Consider the following 16,050-nt stretch of genomic DNA (forward strand, 5'->3'; position numbering starts at 1 on the left):
GGCGTGCCGCCGTCCGGCTCGAGCTCCAGCGCGACCGCACCCGCCGCGACGTCGGCGACGTCCCACGCGCCCGTCGTGCCGGCGTCGACCGTCACCGGGACCTCCGACAGGACCGCCCCGTCACGGTCCAGAGCACGCAGCGTCGCGCGCGTCCTGCCGCGGTCCTCGTCGTCCTGACCGACCGCGGCCACCACCAGCCGGGCCGCGATCCCCCGGGGCAGGGCGACGACGCCGTGCACGTCCGTCGCCGTCGACGCCGACCACGCGCGCTCGACACGCGCCTCGTCGTCCAACGCGCCCGGCACGCCCGACCTCGACACGACCGCCGCGGCCACGACCGGGACGTCCGCGTCGACCACCGCGGTCCAGGTCCCCGCCGGCAGACCTCCGAGCGGCACGTCCACGACCTCGCCGGGCGCGAGCGGCACCTCGTCCGCACCGGGCAGCGCGACGGGCCCGTCGGCGCCCAGCAGCGACACGCGCGCCGTCGTCGCCGCGTCACCGGGAGCCAGCAGGCGCAGCACCGGCGCGTCCGACGCCCCCACGGCCGAGGCCTCCACGTCGAGACCCGTGACGACCTGCCGCGCGGCGGGTGCCGCCCCCGGGACGACGAGGTCGGTGCCCGCCGGCGTGAAACCGAGCACCGCGGTGTCCTGGACGCGCGCGGCGACCTGCCCGCCGGCCACGGTGACGTGCACCACGAGGGCCGACTGCCCCCCGGCCGTGCCGCCGAGGTCGACCGTGCGGGTCGCGCCCGGCCCCACGACGTGCTGCGCGGTCGTCTGCTCGACCGGTCCGTTCGGACCGAAGACCTCGAGCGTGACCTGGGCCGCGGTGAGACCCGGGTTGCTCAGCACGAGCGTCGACGTGGACCCGATGCCGGTCGCGCCGCCGACGAGCCAGTCGTCGGAGGACGGCGCCCGGCACGAGGCGGCCGCGAGACCGCGCGCGTCGCCGTCCGTCACGACCGACGCGCCGGTCGCGGCCGCCACGGGCGCGTCGTCCCGCGGCTCCGCGCGCACGACCAGCGGACCGGCGACGTCGGCGAGGTGGGCAGCGCCCCCGCCGGCCACGAGGTCCGCGAGCGCGGTGCCCCCGCCCAGCGGCGCGACCGCCAGCGCACCGGCGCCCGAGCCCTCCGCCGTGACGGCGTCCACCGTGACCACGGGTGCCACGGGGGCCGGGTCGAACGCCGCGTCGCCACGGATCGTGCGCTGCGGGAGCAGGACCGGCCCCGGGCACTCGAGCGTGACGGGGGTCGGCGCCACCTCGACGTCCACCACGGGCAGGGCGCGCGCGTCGGCCGTGCCGAGCTGCGTGCCCGCGACGACGGCGCCGGCGGTCAGGCCCAGCACCGCGACGCCGGACACGATGCGCAGGGCGCGCCCGCCCCGCCGGGCAGGACGCTCGCGGCGCGTCGTGCCCTCGGGTTCCGGTGCGGTGGTCTCGTGCGTCACGTCCGCACCCCTCGACGTCGTCGTAGCGGCAGCGCGAGCAGCACGGTCACCAGCGTCGTCGCCCCGAGGGCCAGGAGCCACGGGGTGCGCAGCGGGGTGACGTGACGGATCTCGAGCGTGCCTCCGTCGGGACCCAGCGCGAACGCCTGTCGCCAGCCCACGTCGGCCGCCGGCAGCGGACGCCCGTCGAGCCACGCGCGCCAGCCCGCGTCGGCGCGCTCGGCCAGCACCAGGACGCGGTCGCCGTCGCCCGCGGGGAGCGTCGTGCCGCCCCGACGCGCGTCCGCCGCGACCGGCTCGGCGACCGGGTCGACGACGTCCGCCCCCGCCGGGAGGACACGCGCCCAGGAGGCCACGGCGGTCCCCTCGGCCGCGCGGACACGCCACAGGGTGCCCGAGCCGTCGTGCGTGACGCGCTCGAGCCCGGCGGTGGCGTCGAGGACGCCGACGAGCCTGGACCGCGCGGCCCGTGCCGCGGGTGCGTCCTCGCGCACCCCCGGGACGAGCACGTCGGCGACGCCGAGCGCGGCGACGTCGGGGGCGACGTCGCCCGCTGCGCCCTGCGCGAGCCGCGCCGCCAGCGCGTCGACCTCGGTCGCGGCGTCGTCGCGCTCGACGGCGGACGGCGCGTCGAGCGGCCCCGTGACGCCGCGGGTCGCGACGGCCGCCGCGTGGTCGACCTGCTGGTCGCCGTCGGCGCGCAGGAGCGCCCAGCCCACCGTGCCGTCCGCACGCGCCTCGAGGGACAGGATCCGTGACGCCGCGTCGGACTGCGCGCCCTGCTGCCCCACGACCGGGACCACCGGTGCGGACGGCGCGCGCAGGGTCGCCGCGTCGCTCGTGCGGGCCGACCAGCCCCACCCGACGAGCGCGGTGGTCACGGCCACGACCCCGGCGGCCGTGCCCAGGGCGACGACGGCCTGCCGCCACCCGAAGGTCTGGCGGGCGAGCCGGTCGGTCATGCCGTCCGCACCGAGAACGGCGGCGCCGAGCAGCCCCAGCAGCGTCAGCGACACGGTCGCACCCGTCCAGGCCGGCGCGACGGCGTCCGCGGTCACGGTGGCGGGCAGCGCCTGGACCAGCACGCCGGCACCGACCCCGACGGCGGCGACGGCCCAGCACGTGCGCACGCCGCGCGCGACCGCACGGCCGCGCAGCAGCGCCGCGGCGGCCAGGGCGAGGAGCACCGCTCCGCCGAGGTACGGCCAGACCTGCGCGAGCACGCCGGGGAGCGCCGCGGGCACGAGGGCCGCGGGGTCGGTCGGCACCCCGAGGAGACGTTCGAGCGTGGTCGCGGGCGCCGCCGCGGCGGCCGGACCGGGGTCGGCGAGCAGCAGCCGGACGCCCTCGACGCCTCGTGCGCCGGCCTCGGCGAGGAGCGGCGCGAGCAGCACGAGCGACGGCACCGCCGTGGCGAGCACACGCAGCCGGGCCCGCGGCACGACGGTCGCGACCAGGACGAGCAGCACGAGGGCGGGGACGAGCAGCACGGGCGCTGCAGCCGTCACCACGGCGAGCGCGAGCGCGGCACCCGCGGCGGCCGCCACCGAGCCCGTGGGGTCGGGCGCACCCACGAGCGCCGGCGCGGGTCGCTCGTCGGACGACGCGGGCGCGGGGTCGTGCGTGACCGGAGCGGCAGCGACGACGGCGCCCGAGACGGGACCGCGGGGTGCCGGCACCTCGGGCACGCCGCGCACCGGCGTCTCGACGTGCGCCTCGTCCGCCGGGGGCGGGGAGGGCGGCGCGGCGGTCGCGGGACCGGCCGTGGGGTCGGTCGACCGGCCGCCGCCCACGCGTGCGTGGGACGCGGTGTCCCAGCGCTCCGCGGCGGCGGCGGCCCGGGCCTCCGCCTCGGCGTCCGCGTCGAGGCGCTCGTCGCGCCGCGCGGTCGAGATCCCCGACAGCACCTGGTCGACGCGCTGCACGCCGACGGCGCGCGCGAGGCCGAGCGCGACCCACGGCAGCGCGGCGTGCGCGAGCACGGCACCGACCCGGCCGTCCCCGACCGCGAGGAGCAGCGTCGGGGCCGAGGCCCACACGAGCGCGGCCCACGCACGCACGCCGACCGAGCGCGTCGCGGCGCCGGCCGCGAACCACGCCCCGACGCCCGCGATCACGGCCCCGCCCAGCACGACGGTCGCGAGCGCGGCACCCGGGTCACCGCCCAGCACGGCGGCCAGCGCGGCCAGCACGACGACGAGCGGGTCCGCCGGCCCCGGGGAGCCCACGCCGCCCGAGACCCAGCCCGAGGTCGCGGCGTCCCACACGTCGCCGAGCGAGGTCGTGGCACGCGCGAGCGCGTCGCCCACGAGCGGGGCGCCCGCGACCACCGGGCCGACGAGCCGCCCCAGCGCCACCGCCGAGGCCGCGACGAGCAGCACCAGGACGACGGCGGCCGTCACGCGGCGGCGGGTCGCGAGCGCCGCGAGCTCGCGCAGCTCGAGCTCGCTGGGCGCCGACGTGACCCGACGCGCCTCGCGGCGCGCCAGGCGGCGGTCGCGGGACTGCCGCCAGACGTCGCGCCACCCGGCCTGCAGCGGCCGCAGCGTCCGGCGGGAGACGGCCCGGCTCGCCCGCGCCCGGCGTCGCGCACGGACCACGGGCATCGGGCGGAGCAGCACGAGGAGCGCGACCCGCACCTCGGCGAGCGCGAGCCGGGGCCGCTTGAGCGCGATCTGCCCGAGGCACCGCAGCGCGGCGGCCGCGACGACCATGACCACGACCGCGGGGAGCAGCGCGAGCGGGGCGCCCGCGAGCCGCGAGTGCAGCAGGGCGTACCGGCGCGCCGCGAACGACCGCGTCGGGTCCGCCGAGTCGGGCTCGCCGTCGCCGTCGAGGTCCACCTCGGGAGGTGCGGGCCCGTCGCCGTCGCGCGCCCCGCCGCGGGCGGGTCGGAGCCCGTGGTACGCGGCCTGCGCGTGCCTGACGACGGCCGTGGGGACGACGACGACCCGGTGGCCCGCCAGCCGGGCTCGGCGCGACAGGTCGAGCCCGTCGCCGAACGGCCCCAGCGCCGGGTCGGTGCCGCCCAGCGCGTCCCACACGTCGCGGCGGACGAGCGCACCGGCCACGCCGACGCCGAGGACGTCGGTCCGGCCGTCGTGCTGACCCTGGTCGAGCTCTCCCGGTTCGACGTCGGCGTGCCGGCGGCCCGAGCGCGTCGTGCGCACACCGACCTCGAGCAGGCGCTCGGGCTCGGTCCAGGTGCGCTGCTTGCAGCCCGCGACGGCCACGGACGGCGCGTTGGAGACCGTCCGGACGAGGCGCGCCAGCGCCTCGGGCGCGGGGGCGCTGTCGTCGTGCAGCAGCCACAACCACGGCGTGGGCCGCTCGTCGACCGCGTCGGCGAGCGTCGTCAGGCCCGCCGTCACGGCCTCGCCGAACGTGCGCGCGTGCGGCGCGCGGACGGTCGCCAGGCGCGGCACCGGCTGCGGGGCGGTCGCGAAGACCTGGTCGAGCACGAGCCCGACGTGCTGGTCCTCCCCCGGCGCGACGTCGACGAGCAGCACGCGCATCGGACGCCGCGTCTGCGACGCGAGGGCCCGCAGCGTCGTCGTGAGGTAGCCCGTGCGTCCGCGGGTGACCACCACGGCGGTCACGGGTGTGGTCACCGGTACCGCAGCGGTCGTCAGGAGGGGGTCCACGGGGGACAGCGTGTCAGTCATGCTCGCGCCATGATGCGCGACGGCGCGGGTCCACGACGGCAGGTCGCCCCGGCGTGGCGCGACGTGCCGTGCGTGCGGGCCGTCAGACCACGCGCCGCTTCAGCTTGCGGCGCTCGCGCTCGGACAGGCCGCCCCAGATGCCGAAGCGCTCGTCGTTGGCCAGGGCGTACTCGAGGCACTCGGACCGCACGTCGCACTGCGTGCAGACCTTCTTCGCCTCGCGCGTCGAGCCGCCCTTCTCGGGGAAGAACGCCTCGGGGTCGGTCTGCGCGCACAGGGCGCGCTCCTGCCACCCCATGGGGCCGTCGTCCTCGGGCGTGCCGAACAGCGACAGCACGTTGCCGTTCGCGGGCGCGGGAGCAGGGGTCGCGGCGTCGGTCGGGAAGCTCTCGTCGTCGAGCAGGTGCCACATACGTGCCTCCGCGGGTGTTCGTGCTCGGTGCTGCTCGTGCTGGCCGGCTGCCGGGGTCTCGTCCCTGATCCGACGGACCGGCCGGTGCGGCCCGGTCCCTCGGACGGCCGCGTCCGACGTGCTCCATGAGTCAGTTCTCAGGGAATTACACGCGTGTCGTTCGCGATCGTCAACCGGAGGCGTGCTAGATGCCCGAGTTGTCCGGGTGAAAGTTGCGTGCGTACGGCGTGGCGTCCACGCGTGTCTAGATTGAGGGCCCATGGAGACACCAGCCGCACCCGCCCCGTCCGACGTCGCGACGCTGCTCACGCAGCTGCAGCGCGAGCCCGGCCGCCCCCGGATCACGTGGTACGGCGGCCTCGGCGAACGCGTCGAGCTGTCGGGTGCGGTCCTCGCGAACTGGGTGACGAAGACGACCAACCTGCTCGTCGAGGAGTTCGACGCCGGGCCGGGGACCCGGGTGCTGCTGGACCTCCCGCCGCACTGGCGGACCCTCGTGTGGGCCCTCGCGACGTGGCGCACGGGGGCCGGCGTCGTCGTCGCGCCCGCACCGGCGCCCGACGTGGTCGTCACCGACCGCCCGGAGACGCACGCGGCCGCCGCCGACGTCGTCGCCGTCGCGCTCCCCGCGCTCGCACGCCGGTTCGACGGCGCGCTGCCGCCGCGTGCGGTCGACGCCGCGGCCGCGGTCATGACGTACGGCGACGCGCTCGGCTGGGTGCCCGAGCCCGACGCGGCGCACGACGCGCTCCCCGGCGTGCCGCACGCCCGCCTCCTGACGAGCGCCGACGGCCACGTCGCGCCCGGCACGCGGCTGCTGCACCACGTGCCGACCGGCGCCGTGACGCCCACCGAGCTCCTGCGGGAGGTCGCGGTGCTGGCCGCCGACGGCTCGCTCGTGCTGGTCGCGCCCGACGCGGGCGTGGACGTCGAGCGGGTCGCCGAGTCCGAGCGCGCCACGACGGGCAGCGCCTGACGCGTCCGCCCCGGCGCGAACGGGCGCGACGACGGCCGGCACCTGCACGCCCCGGCCGGGGCACCGATGCGCCAGACTAGGCCGCATGCGAGGAATCATCCTGGCCGGTGGATCCGGCACGCGACTGCACCCGATCACGCTCGGCGTCAGCAAGCAGCTGGTGCCGGTGTACGACAAGCCGATGATCTACTACCCGCTCTCGACGCTCCTCCTCGCGGGCATCCGGGACGTCCTGGTCATCACCACGCCGCACGACGCGGAGCAGTTCCAGCGCCTGCTCGGCGACGGCTCGCAGTTCGGGATCTCGATCTCGTACACCGTGCAGGCCGAGCCCAACGGGCTCGCCCAGGCCTTCGTGCTCGGCGCCGACTTCGTCGGCTCCGACGCCGCGGCGCTCGTGCTGGGCGACAACATCTTCTACGGCCCCGGTCTCGGCACCCAGCTGCAGCGGTTCGACCAGATCGACGGCGCGGCCGTCTTCGCGTACCGCGTCGCGGACCCCACGGCGTACGGCGTGGTGGAGTTCGACGACCAGGGGCGGGCGCTGTCGCTCGAGGAGAAGCCGGCGCACCCCAAGTCGTCGTACGCCGTGCCCGGCCTGTACTTCTACGACAACGACGTCGTGGAGATCGCGCGCGACCTGCGGCCGTCGGCGCGCGGCGAGTACGAGATCACCGACGTCAACCGGCACTACCTCGAGCAGGGCCGCCTGCAGGTCGAGGTCCTGCCGCGCGGCACGGCCTGGCTCGACACGGGCACGTTCGACTCGCTGCTGGAGGCGTCCGACTACGTGCGGACCATCGAGAGCCGCCAGGGCCTGAAGATCGGCTCGCCCGAGGAGGTCGCCTGGCGGCGCGGATTCCTCTCGGACGACGAGCTGCGCGTGCGCGCGGAGAAGCTCGTGAAGTCCGGCTACGGGAGCTACCTGCTGAGCCTGCTGGAGTCGGGCGACCGCTGACCTCGGGCGGTCCCACGGACGTGGCGGCCCGGCTCGGCACCGACGGTGCCGGGCCGGGCCGCCCTCGTCTCAGAGGTAGTACTTCTGCGCGATCACCAGCACGCTCGTGACGTGCAGCGCGAGCACCCCGACGGCCACCACCCAGGCGGCGACCGCCGCGGCCGGCCGACGACGGCTCAGCCGCTCCGCCAGCAGCGGCGGCAGCGCCAGCAGCGCCGGCACGATCATCAGCAGGTACCGGCCCTGCAGCAGGTTCGTCAGGCCCGTCGACCGGAAGTACCCGTACTCGACCACGTACATGCCGAGCAGCGCCCCGAGACCCGACAGCACGCACAGCGCGACCATGCGGTCGATCCCCCGGACCTCCTCGTCCACGACCCCGCGGCGACGGTCCCGCACCAGCAGCACGAGCCACGTGATCGTGGCCACCGCGAGGAGCAGGTACGACGCCCAGATCACCTGCTGCGCGCCGAACGGCAGCGGGGTGTTGACCCAGCCGAAGTTGCCCCACATCTGGTCGACCCAGAGCTGACGGAACTCCGCGAGGTCGGTGCTGACCTGCGTCCGGACGTAGTCGAGCACGCCGCGCGGACCGTCGGGCGCGCCCTGCGGGAAGCCCAGCCCCGTGTCGATGCCGAGCACGCGCGCAGCGACCAGCCACACCCCGTAGGTCAGTGCCACGCCGACGGCGGCGAGCAGCGGCTCGACGAGCAGCACCCGCCAGTCGCGCACCCGGTAGCGGATCTTGCCCAGGAACCAGCCGAGGGCGATCGGGAGGACCATGAGCGCCGCGAACGGCTTGCCGAGCGCGGCGGCGCCCGCGACCGCCCCCGCGGCGAGCATCCACCACGGGCCGCGCGCCGTGCGCACCAGACGTGCGCCGATCCACAGGGCCGCGAAGCCTGCGGCGATGACCCAGCCGTCGTTGTTCACGAGGGCGAACTGGTGCGCGAGCATCGGCTGCAGGGCGATCGCGGTCACGAGCCCGGCGCGAGCCGTGCGCCGGCCGGGCAGCACCTCGCCGGCGAACAGCCAGGCGAAGACGATCGCGGCGACGCCGAGGAGCGCCGACCAGAGCCGGACGGCGTGCACCTGCGCGACCGTGTCGTCCGGGGCCAGCTGGTAGAACAGCGCGCCGATCGCGTAGTACGGCGGCGGGTAGGACGCCGCCGGGCCGGTGCCGTCGGAGTCGGTGCCGGCCGCCGCGTCCTCGCGGCGCAGCCGCTCGACCGACGCGTCGTCGTAGTCCGGGCGGTCGGTGGGCGCGAACCGCGAGACCCGCATCTCCTGGGCCGCCGCGCCGAGCGAGTCGGAGTAGGCCTGCGAACGCTCGTCGGTGTTCCAGTTGGGGAGCCGCCCCTCCTCCGCGATGAACTGCACGTTCGCGAAGTGGGCGGGTTCGTCCATGCCCTGCAGCGGGGGGATCAGGACCGACCAGAGCAGCCCTCGCGCCAGCACCAGGACGATCACGGTCACCAGTCCCCAGCGTGGGCGCAGCGCGAGCAGCGCCACACCCGCCAGGACGAGGGCGGCCAGGGTGACGACCCACGCGGGCGATCCCCACACGGGCGCGTAGGCCGCCACACGGTCGAGGACGTCGTCGACCACCGAGAGCATCGGGCGGTCCCGCTCGCCGTACAGCGCGACGGCGGCGGGGTTGCCGTCGAGCGTCTCCCAGATCGCCGGGGGAAGCGGGGAGTCCTCCGTCACGCTGAGCGTGACGGTGAAGTCCTCGCCCTGCGAGTCGGGGATCGGCTCGAACTCGACGAGCGGGGTGAGGACCGTGTCGGGGAGGTCGTCGCACGCGGTGTCCTGCGACGCGAGCTGCTCGCCGTCCCGCTCGATCGTCGTCGTCAGCGTGCAGTCGGCCGAGTCCATCCACGTGCCGAGCACCATGCCGACCGCGCTCAGGTCGTCCTCGGTCGCCGTGAGGTCGAACGAGAACGGCTCGCCCGTCGCGAGCACGCCGTCGCCCTCGGTCAGGGTGAACCCTTGCGTGACCGCGCCCTGCTGCGGGCCGACACGCGCGGACAGCGCCAGCACCAGACCGAGCAGCACGACCGCCGCGCAGAGCACCGGTGCCAGCCACCGGCGCGCACGGACCGCCCACCGACCGCCTTCACGTCGTCCCACGCTGCCCACCGTGCCCTCGTCAGCGGTCGCCGACACCTTGCCTCCTCACGTGCGGCACCCGGCGGCGCACACGGCCAGCCATGGTGCCACACGCTCCATGGCGCGGAGGCCGGGAGTCCGTCGGCAGGGACGCGCGCGGGCTCAGGTGCGAGACGCGACCGAGGCGTCCTGCTCGCGGGCGAGGTTCTCCGCCGCGGGCTCGGGCGACGCACCGGCACCGACGGGCCGGACGTCGACGGCCGGCGCCGGCACCGGATCGGCCTCGCGCGCCACCCGTGCCAGCAGCACGACCCAGGCGAGGACCGCCAGCACGGCCCCGCCGACCAGCACGGCGACGGGCAGCGGGGGCTGCCACGGGTCCACCACCGGCTCGAACCACGGTGCCGACGTCCCCGCGACGTACCGGCGCAGGTTCTCGCCGAAGGCGAGGACCTGCACGACGCCCACGACCGCCAGCAGCAGCGACGACACGCGACGCGCGGCCGCGCCCGTGACCGGTGACCGTGCGTCGAGCAGCACGCCCGCGAGGAGCGGGACCCCGACCGAGACGGCCATGAGGTACCGCCCCTGCCAGGGCAGCCCCACCTGGGTGGCGTTCGGGACCTGGAGCACGACCGGGAGCGCGACGACCAGAGCGGCGACGCCGGCGAGCGCCAGCGCCTCCCGTCCCCGCGCGACGGCGAGCGCGAGCAGGACGAGGAGACCCAGCGCGGCGGCGAGCAGCAGGTAGACGCTGCCCGGCGAGGGCGTGTCGTGCCACCCGAACCGGCCGAACTGCTGCTCGACGTACGACGAGGTCAGACGCAGCACGTCGTTCAGCGCCTTCGCCGTGGTCAGCTCCGGGTAGGCGATGATGCCCGCCCCGGACACCGCACCCGCGCGCAGGATCCAGAGCACGGCTGCGACCGAGCCGACGACACCCAGGCCCAGGCCGGGCCACGCGCGCGCGTCCACGAGAGCGGCGCGCACGCACCGCCAGCCGGCGAGCACGGCCGCCGCGAGCACGATGATCGCCAGGAACAGCGGGGAGAACGCCTTCGCGTTGACCAGCAGGACCACGAGCACGCCGGCACGCCACCAGCGGCGGGACACCAGCCGGTCGTCCGGTTCGCGCAGCGCGATCGTCAGCGTGAGCCACAGACCGATCCCGGCGGCGGCCTCCACCGCGTTGGGGTTCACGGTGCTGTTCATGAAGACGACCATGGGCGTCGTGGCGACGGCCACGGCGGGGACGACCCAGCGGCGACGCGCCGTCTCGGCGACGGACCGCAGGCCGAGCGCGATGCAGAACCCCCCGAGGAGCGCGCTCATGAAGCGCATGAGGTAGAGGGTGCCGAGCCTCGGCTCGAGCACCGTCGGCAGCCCGACGACGGCGTAGTAGAGCGGGTTGTAGTTCCCGGCCGAGGTCGTCGCGCCCTGCGGCGCGGACACGTCCCCCCAGTCGGCGTCCCAGCACGAGGCCGGCTCGCTGGACCTGAACGCGAAGCAGCCGGGCATCTCGCCGGTCAGGCCGTAGATGCGAGGCAGCTCCGCCCGCCAGACCCCGACACGGGCCTCCTCCAGCGGCGCGCCGCGCACGAGCGCGGCCGCCCTCACGATGTGCGCCGGCTCGTCGGGGCCTGCGGCCATGGGGCTCGCGAGCGCCCAGACCCCGCCCAGCGCGGTGAGCACCGCCCACGAGAGCCAGAACACCGCTCGGGGGGACCACGGCGACCGGGCGCGCCGACGTGGGCGTGCGGACCGTCCGGCACCGACGGGGACCGACGGCTCCGGCTGCTGCTCAGCGCTCGTCGGCATCGCGTGCCCCTTCGTCGAGGGGGACGGGCGCCACGGCGGGGCGCGGCACGGCCTCGTCGACGGCGATCCGTCGCGCGAGCGACGTGATCTGCTGCTCCATGTCCCGGAACCGGCGGTAGGTCGTCACCATGTACAGCAGGAACGCGATGATCAGCCCGTACAGCAGCAGGTCGGTGCCGCGGCCCACGCCCACGAACTCGGCGATGAGGTTCCAGGTGTCGGGGAAGATCACCGACAGCGTCGCGAGCAGCGCCGCGAGGACGACGGTCACACGACGCAGCGCGAGGTGACGCGCACCCGAGGGCGGGCGCAGCCCCAGGACGAAGACGGCCGCGATCGCGACCACGAGCAGCAGCTTGATCAGCACGCGATTACCTGTAGATCATCTCGGTCAGGATGTTGACGGCGTTGAACACCGACTGCCCCTTGGAGCGCGAGTAGTCGGTGTAGAGGATGTGCACCGGGTGCTCGACCCAGCGCAGACCCGCGCGACCGACCTGCTCGATGATCTCCGAGGCGTGCGCCATCCGGTTCTGGCGGATCCGCAGCGTCGCGGCCGCCCGTCGGTTGAGGGCCCGCAGGCCGTTGTGCGTGTCGGTGAGGCGGACGCCCGTGGTGGCGTTGGAGTACACGATCGCCGCACGCAGCACCGCGCGCTTGACCGCTCCCGGCCGTGTCCGCGCGTCGAGGAAGCGCGACCCGAAGACGACGTCGGCCTCGTCCGTCCGCAGCCGCGACACCATCGCCACGGCGTCCTCCCGCTGGTGCTGACCGTCCGAGTCGAACGTCACCACGTACTGCGCCCCGAGCCGCAGCGCCGTCTCGAGGCCCGTCTGCAGCGCGGCACCCTGGCCCAGGTTGATCGGGTGCTCCACCACCAGCGCCCCGGCGTCGCGCGCGACCGCGGCCGAGTCGTCGGTGCTGCCGTCGTCCACGGCGACGACGAGGGGGAACGACGTGCGCAGGTCCCGGATCACGTCCCCGACGACCGCGCTCTCGTTGAACAGGGGCACGACCACGCACGTGTCGTCGTGGAGGGCCTGGTGGGCCACGGTGCAGACTCTTCCCTCGGACGGAGCGGACGGCACAGCCTACCCGTGCCCGACCGGGAAGCCGAGCCTCGTAGGCTCGGTGCGTGGAGTCCCAGAATCACTACTACGGCCACAGCAGCGCGCTCGCGCGGTACGCCGGGCTGCCAGGGCCCCGGCACCTGCCCGGCCTCGTGCAGCACGGCTGGACGGCGACGTCCCCGCTTGAGACGCACTTCCGGGACTTCCCGGCGGTCGGCGCCCCGGGCGGTCGGCGAGGACGTTCCCTGTTCGTGTGGTCCCACACGTCGCGCGCGTGGGACCCGCGCACCGCCCGCCGGCGCAGCGTCGCGATCGGCGCCCCGTGGCACTACCTGTGCGCGACGCTCGGGCCGCGGCCCGCCGGTTCGGGCACCGTGATCCTGCCGGTGCACGGGATCGCCACGCAGCCGCTGCTCGGCGACCACGCCGCGGTGGCTCGCGCGTGGGCCGAGACCGAGGGCCCGGCCACCGTGTGCCTGTACCACGTCGAGGCCGACGACCCCCGCGTGGTCCGCGCCTACGCGGACGCGGGTCACCGGGTGGTCACGCTCGGGCGTCGCACCGACCCGGCGTTCCTCGGACGGCTCCACACGTTGCTGACCGGTGCAGCACGCGTGGTGTCGAACCGGTTGTCGACCCCGGTGGTGTACGCCGCCGCGGCGGGTGTCGACGCCGTGGTCTCGGGTGACGCCATGCGCCTGGCCGGTGAGCGCCCGGACGACGCCGCCGCCGTGGCGGCCCGCTGGCCCGAGTTCTACGAGCGGGGCAGCACGCTCGCCGAGCGCACGAGCGTCGCCCGCGACGAGACCGGCGCCGACGCCGTGCTCACGCCGGACGACCTTCGCGCGCTGCTGGGCTGGGACCGCCGACGTCCCGGCCCGTGGCTGGATCACTGGCTGCGGGCGCCGGCGCACCGCGCCGCGACGCAGCTGGGCAGGCGGGCGTCCGGCTCGGCCTCCGACGCTCCCGCCGGGGACGCACCCTCGCTGTCCTTCGGGCGGTGGTTCGCCGCCGCGACGGAGTACCTGCCGCGCCCGCTGGGATCCGCCCCGGCGGTACCCGGGGAGCCGCTGGCGGTGCCGGTCCCCGACTGACGGACGCGCGCCGCGGCGGTCAGCCGCGCGCAGTCGCCGCGGCCAGCGCCGCCCGGCGCACGAGGTGCACCGTCTCGACGGCCGCGAACGGGCGCAGGCCGCGGCGGGCCCACGCGCGCTGCACGCGCACGTTCTGCACCTGCGTCGAGATCACCAGCCGCGCGGCGCCGGCCGCCGCGGCCCGGTCCTCGACGGCCGCGAGCAGGTCGCCGTACAGCCCTCGGCCCTGCGCCGACGGGACGAGACCCGCCAGCAGCACCTCGACGTGGTCGTCCCCCTCCGCCAGGGTGGCGACGCCCACCGGCTCCCCGTCCAGCATCTGCACGAGCACGTCGTCGGGGCTGCGGCGCACGGTGCCGGTGGCCCACTCCTCGTAACCCGCGAGGGCCGCGTCCGGGTCGAGCAGCGGGTCTGCCGTGTAGTGGTTGCCGTAGGCGGTGAACGAGGCCCGCACGACCGACCGCACCGCCGCCTCGGCGGCCGCGCGGTCGAGGTCGCCCGACGGGACCACGTCCGTCCGCGTCGGCGGGTCGCCGCCGACGACGGGCTTCTCCCAGTACGTGAGCGCCCCGGCCGGCAGCACCGCGCGCGAGGTCGAGGCCAGCAGCGCCGGGACGTCCTGGCGCGCGACGTCGTACCGGGCGACGAGCACGTCCGCGGTCGAGGACTCGACCAGGTCGACCAGCTCGGTCCCCCGCACCTCCCCGGGCCCGACCGTCAGCCGGTGCACCTCGACGCCGAACCGGGCGGTGTCCGCGGGCGAGGGCGCGCAGACCACGCCGGGTGCGGCGAGCGCGTCCCAGGCCACGGGTCAGGCCGCCGCGGGGCGGAACGCCACGACGGCGTCCCGCACGCGCTCGACCGAGGAATCCGGCATCCCGGCCCACAGCGGCAGCCGCACCAGGCGCCCCGCGAAGTCGTCGGTCGCCGGGCACGGCGCGGGCGTGCGGCCGAACCGCCGGCCGGCGATCGACGAGTGCAGCGGGATGTAGTGGAACGTCGCGCCGACACCGGCCGCCCGCAGGTGGTCCAGCATCGCGTCGCGCGAGCCCCTGCTCGGCGCCAGCAGCCAGAACACGTGCGCCGGGTGCTCGGCCTCCGCCGGCGGTGACATGAGCGTGCCCCCGGAGGCGTCCGCCCAGTCCGCCAGGCCCTCGGCGTAGGCGTCCCAGATCGCGTGCCGACGCTTCTGGACGTCGTCGAACGCCTCCAGCTGGGCGGTGAGCACCGCCGCCGTCAGCTCGCTCGGCAGGTAGCTGGAGCCGCGGTCGATCCAGGAGTACTTGTCGACCTCACCGCGCAGGAACCGAGACCGGTCGGTGCCCTTCTCGCGCAGCACCTCGGCCCGCGGGCGTAGCGCGAGGTCGTTGATCAGCAGGGCACCGCCCTCGCCGCACTGGATGTTCTTCGTCGCGTGGAAGCTCTGCGCCGCCAGGACGCCGAACGTCCCGCACGACCGACCGGCCCAGCGGGCGCCCAGCCCGTGGGCGTTGTCCTCCACCACGGCGATGCCGGCCGTGTGCGCGATCGCGAGCACCCGGTCCATGTCCGGCGCGACGCCGCCGTAGTGCACGACCGAGACGGCCCGGGTGCGCTCGGTGACCGCCGCCTCCATGGCGTCGACGTCGAGGCTCCCGGTACGGGGGTCGATGTCCACGAAGACCGGCGTGGCGCCGGTCATGATGATGGACGCGGCCGTCGTGGAGAACGTGAAGCTCGGCACGACCACCTCGTCCCCGGGGCCGAGGTCGAGCAGCCAGCTCGCCAGCTCCAGGGCGTGCGTGCCCGAACCGGTGAGCAGGGCGTGCGGGGAGCCGGTGATCGACTCGATCCCGCGGGCGGCCCGGGAGGTGAACGGGCCGTCGCCGTGGGTGTGGCCGCTCTCGAGCACCGCGTCCAGGTACTCCAGCTCGCCAGGCGCGCGGAACGGCTTGGAGAACGGGATCCAGGCGTCGGTCATGGTTGACGAGGATAGGCCCCCGCAGGCGGGGGCTCCCGTACACTCGGCGCGTGCCCCTCAGCTCGTCCGCGCGCGTCTTCGCGCGCCCGCTCGCGTGACCGCGACCCTCGGGGGGCTCGTCCGGAGCGCCCTCGGCCACGAGCAGGTCCGCTACCTGCTGGTCGCGGGGACGACGACGCTGGGGTACCTCGCGCTGCTGGCCGGCCTGCTCGCCACCGGGCTGCCGTACATGTACGCGATCCTGCTGGCGCAGGCCGTCACCATCTCCGTGGCGTTCCCCACCTACCGCCGGCTGGTCTTCCGGTCCACGAACCCGTGGCGCCGCGACCTGCCGCGCTTCGTGGGCGTGTGGGGCGGCGGCTTCGTCGCGGGCGTCGTCGCGACGCCCGCGCTCGTCGAGCTCGCCGGCGTCCCGCCGCTCCCCGCCCAGGTGATCGCCGTCGTGGTGGTCGCCGTGCTGTCCTACCTGGGCCACCGGTACCTGAGCTTCGGCGGCCGCCGGTGACCGGGGCGGACGCGTCGGTGCGG

The 16,050-nt window shown here is 76.1% G+C and carries 13 protein-coding genes; 4 read left to right on the top strand and 9 right to left on the bottom strand.

Annotated features, from left to right (window positions below; genetic code table 11):
• The 3 genes from CS2_RS07195 to CS2_RS07205 all read right to left on the bottom strand — a co-directional run.
• The coding region (locus CS2_RS07195) for a DUF5719 family protein (protein ID WP_070319445.1) at positions 1 to 1,457 on the bottom strand (1,457 nt) is incomplete at its 3' end.
• Positions 1,454 to 5,122 (bottom strand): glycosyltransferase, encoded by a 3,669-nt coding sequence (locus tag CS2_RS07200; RefSeq protein WP_070319446.1) that lies wholly within the window; start codon positions 5,120 to 5,122, stop codon positions 1,454 to 1,456. The genes CS2_RS07200 and CS2_RS07195, both read right to left, overlap by 4 nt.
• Positions 5,123 to 5,204: 82 nt before the next feature.
• A complete protein-coding gene (locus CS2_RS07205) occupies positions 5,205 to 5,534 on the bottom strand; it encodes a WhiB family transcriptional regulator (RefSeq protein WP_046528761.1) in 330 nt (109 codons plus the stop codon).
• Between the two features lie 259 nt (positions 5,535 to 5,793).
• Between CS2_RS07205 and CS2_RS07210 the strand changes: the two genes are divergently transcribed.
• Together CS2_RS07210 and rfbA are read left to right on the top strand one after the other, a co-directional pair.
• Positions 5,794 to 6,510 (top strand): TIGR03089 family protein, encoded by a 717-nt coding sequence (locus CS2_RS07210; RefSeq protein ID WP_070319447.1) that lies wholly within the window; start codon positions 5,794 to 5,796, stop codon positions 6,508 to 6,510.
• Positions 6,511 to 6,595: 85 nt separating this feature from the next.
• Complete coding sequence (gene rfbA, locus CS2_RS07215; protein WP_070319448.1) at positions 6,596 to 7,468, top strand: glucose-1-phosphate thymidylyltransferase RfbA; 873 nt, start codon at positions 6,596 to 6,598, stop codon at positions 7,466 to 7,468.
• Positions 7,469 to 7,537: 69 nt separating this feature from the next.
• On the opposite strand, the gene CS2_RS07220 is transcribed toward rfbA, so the two are convergent.
• From CS2_RS07220 to CS2_RS07235, 4 genes are all read right to left on the bottom strand, one after another.
• Entirely contained in the window at positions 7,538 to 9,601 is a 2,064-nt protein-coding gene (locus CS2_RS07220) for a DUF2142 domain-containing protein (protein WP_134850701.1), read from the bottom strand.
• Positions 9,602 to 9,742: 141 nt separating this feature from the next.
• Entirely contained in the window at positions 9,743 to 11,293 is a 1,551-nt protein-coding gene (locus CS2_RS07225; RefSeq protein WP_070319450.1) for a DUF2142 domain-containing protein, read from the bottom strand.
• Positions 11,294 to 11,381: 88 nt separating this feature from the next.
• Positions 11,382 to 11,765, bottom strand: a complete 384-nt coding sequence (locus CS2_RS07230; RefSeq protein ID WP_070319451.1) for a DUF2304 domain-containing protein — start codon at positions 11,763 to 11,765, stop codon at positions 11,382 to 11,384.
• A gap of 4 nt (positions 11,766 to 11,769) precedes the next feature.
• Entirely contained in the window at positions 11,770 to 12,450 is a 681-nt protein-coding gene (locus CS2_RS07235) for a glycosyltransferase family 2 protein (RefSeq protein WP_070319452.1), read from the bottom strand.
• An 83-nt stretch (positions 12,451 to 12,533) separates the two neighbouring features.
• On the opposite strand from CS2_RS07235, the gene CS2_RS07240 reads away from it, so the two are divergent.
• Positions 12,534 to 13,562: a hypothetical protein gene (locus tag CS2_RS07240; protein WP_156442034.1), complete on the top strand. Its 1,029-nt coding sequence runs from the start codon at positions 12,534 to 12,536 to the stop codon at positions 13,560 to 13,562.
• A gap of 19 nt (positions 13,563 to 13,581) precedes the next feature.
• On the opposite strand, the gene CS2_RS19410 is transcribed toward CS2_RS07240, so the two are convergent.
• Together CS2_RS19410 and rffA are read right to left on the bottom strand one after the other, a co-directional pair.
• Positions 13,582 to 14,370 carry a GNAT family N-acetyltransferase gene (locus CS2_RS19410; protein ID WP_070319454.1) on the bottom strand — a complete coding sequence of 263 codons (789 nt, stop codon included), beginning with the start codon at positions 14,368 to 14,370 and terminating at the stop codon, positions 13,582 to 13,584.
• A gap of 3 nt (positions 14,371 to 14,373) precedes the next feature.
• Positions 14,374 to 15,522: a dTDP-4-amino-4,6-dideoxygalactose transaminase gene (rffA, locus tag CS2_RS07250; protein WP_070319455.1), complete on the bottom strand. Its 1,149-nt coding sequence runs from the start codon at positions 15,520 to 15,522 to the stop codon at positions 14,374 to 14,376.
• 94 nt (positions 15,523 to 15,616) lie between these two features.
• On the opposite strand from rffA, the gene CS2_RS07255 reads away from it, so the two are divergent.
• Positions 15,617 to 16,027, top strand: coding sequence for a GtrA family protein (locus CS2_RS07255; protein WP_070319456.1), 411 nt, complete (start codon positions 15,617 to 15,619; stop codon positions 16,025 to 16,027).
• Positions 16,028 to 16,050 lie beyond the last annotated feature (23 nt).

Origin of the sequence: Cellulomonas iranensis NBRC 101100 = JCM 18110 (genome assembly GCF_001552375.1) — a bacterium.
Lineage (GTDB): Bacteria > Actinomycetota > Actinomycetes > Actinomycetales > Cellulomonadaceae > Cellulomonas > Cellulomonas iranensis.